General features: G+C 52.4%; 1 protein-coding gene. It reads left to right on the forward strand.

From position 1 onward, the window contains the following. Positions 1-2,718, forward strand: a 2,718-nt coding sequence (locus ACO5R6_RS07545) for a PRTRC system protein E (RefSeq protein WP_485626567.1), incomplete at its 5' end; no start/stop codon positions are given. Positions 2,719-2,797: the final 79 nt, after the last annotated feature.

Raw genomic sequence — 2,797 nt, forward strand, 5'->3', positions numbered from 1 at the left:
TTCGTCAATGTCCTGGAGCAAATCGGCCTGTCGGATGATGAGATCAGGTCTCGGGCAGAGAGCATCCTTCCCCTGCTGGGTCTTGGAGAAACGCCTGTCCTGGAGAGATTTGCCCCTATTCTCATTGAGAGCGCTTCGGATGATTTCCTCTACCCCCTATTGATTTCCTGTACTTCCGCAAAGACGAATAGAGTCAAAAAAATGATTCTGCAATCGGCACTCAAGAGAGAGAAACCGACATCAGCGGAGGCATTTGCGGAGTGGATTTTACCTTATAAGCAGCAGGAGGACTCAGGCATTGCCCGACTTGCTGCAAAGCTGGAGCAGGCCTGGGGACTAAGCGTCGAAGTGGAGGATCATCGGCAGGGACTGAGAGGGCTTTGGCAAAAGACACCAAAACTCTGGGCGGTTCCGAGCTTTGAGATCGGAGAGATTTCCCCTGAGAAGCTGACAGATCTTCTGGCGGAGATTGCGGCAAGAAGGCAGTGTGTAGAGGATCTCAGCTTCGAGAGATTTTTGGCGCTGGCAAATCGCATTGCCTATGAGAACCCGCAGGCGGCCAAAATAAGTCTTGGCGGGATTCCGACCGATGGCTCCGGCGGTCTTCTGGCTCTGGCCTGCTGGGTGAAGGGGCTGGGATATGATAGCTGCCCGGATCGAATGATCAGAGATTGGAACGGCGAGAGAGAAGTATCCAGGATGGAATACGGAGAACTTCTCTATGCAAGAAGATCGGTCTTGTTTGCCACGATTGACCAATGGCCCTGTATCCTGAGTACACCGGGCTATGAGGACCTGAGCATCCATCTGACGGATCTTCTTGAGAGGCTCGAACGATATGAGGGGGAGCATTTGCCGTATGTTTCTGAGCCGGATTTGCAGCTGGCGCTGACAAGACTGGATTTGGAACTTCTGACAGAGGAGAAGAAGAGAGAAAGTATAGAGAGGCTTAAGTCTCTGCATCTGTATATTCAGCTTCCCTCCGGAGAAATCCTGCAGGATGCCGGGGGAAATGCGGTTATGGCGGGAGAAATCATTGCTGCCTACTTAGAGGATCCCTATGTGGAACCTGCATTTGTGCCGGGCAAGACGCCCTACTGGAAGATCGACCTTGTCATGCCCCGGAGTCTTGGCCTACTGCCCAATCGTTTTTCCTACAGCTACAGTGACCTCTTTTCCATCTTCCCCAATCGGGGAGATTTCTCCCTGACCGCTGTGCGCAGGGAGTGGGAGGTGTATCACGGGCAGGGCCTTATTTTAAGGCAGATAGCAAGGCGAAAAAAGCCGATTCCCAAGGGGGCGCTCATGAATTGGATCGCCGTCTGGGGCAATCTGACGGAGAAAAATGCCGCCGATGTGATCCGGGCAACGCGTGAAGCCTGGGAGAGAGGTCTTCTTCTGCCTCAGTTGGCAGATGCTTCCTATCTGGACTGGACCGGGGGCGAGCCCTGCAATTTGGCAAGTCTGGCTTTGGCCATGGAGAATCTGGCAAATGAGGGGCTGTTAAGTCTGCTCTGGCAAGCGGCATGTGACCTGGTTGAGGCATCCCTTGCCGCGCCGCGCATGCTGGCAGGCACAGCCGAGCTCGTAAAGTTTTTGAGAGATGAGTTGGAAGAACTGGTTCTGGCCGTAAAAAAAGATCTGGCACCCCAAGAACTCTTAGAGATGAGGGCTGTTGAGAAACTGGCTGCCAGGGCGGGCTCATCGAAGGCGGTCAGCTATGCCAGGGAGGTCATCGACAGGCGCAATGCTCTTGTAGCTGAACTGGCCGGGGCTGCAGAGGCATGTAAAAAGGCAGAGGAGAGCCATAAGGCCACGGGAATCCGGGCAGTTGCAGGATCCGGGGAGGAGCCGGACGATTTCCTGCCTCCGGTGGACTTCGAGCAAGTCTGGTCTATTCCGCATGAGGGCAAAGAGCCAATCGAAGATCATGTGACATTTTGCGTCAAGAGTATGGAGGTGAGAAAAAAGGAGAAGGCCTTTCAGTTTTACCTGCAGCTGCCGGATATCTCTGACTACCGGTATCAGGTGACCCTCTACGGATGGTTCTACGGTATTTCTGAGGAGGGACAGGTCTCAGGCATAGAACTTAAGAAAGACGAAGAAGTTGCCGCCGGAGAGGGAAGAGAAGTATGGCTTCATTACGATCCCGGCAGAAAAAAACTTGTCGTAAGCAAGTTCAGAAATTGGCGAAAGGGGAAAAATGGCCCTCTGGACGGAGGAGCAACTCCCTACTCGAAGATCTTATTGACGATTGCCCTGGCAAGCTTGGCCCAGGACGGAGAGAGCATTTACGGGGCAAAGAGTCTTGTCCGCCGACTGGTAAATGAAGGAGATCTGTCCTGTGAGCTCCTTCGAGATATCACAAGAGAGCTCCTGGCTCATGAGGCGATCAGCCCGGCTAAGCTGATACGGATCATCGAGAAGGAAAATGAACTCCTGAGTGTCTTTTGGGTCATGCTAAGCGAGTGCATTTCCCATGCCGGGGCAAGAACACTGGAGGAGAAGAAACCGCCGGTCTGGGTCAATCGGGTTCTTGATATTGCTATATACTATGCAGGCTATTTGAGGGAGGCGGTAAAGCGGGGATACATTCCGGCGGATGATGGAATCTGGAAGGGGCTTTCCGAAATCGCCAACAGCACTGCCAAGTCAATGGCGGTAAAGAAGGCAAAGAGCCTGCTGGGGGAATTGGACAGGGAAAATGATGGTTTTTAATATGCAAAAAGGAAGAGCCTATATTAAAATATATAAAGAAAAACATCGCAAATGAACAGGAGGAGTAAAATGGGATTGT

The organism is Shuttleworthella sp. (assembly GCF_057251025.1).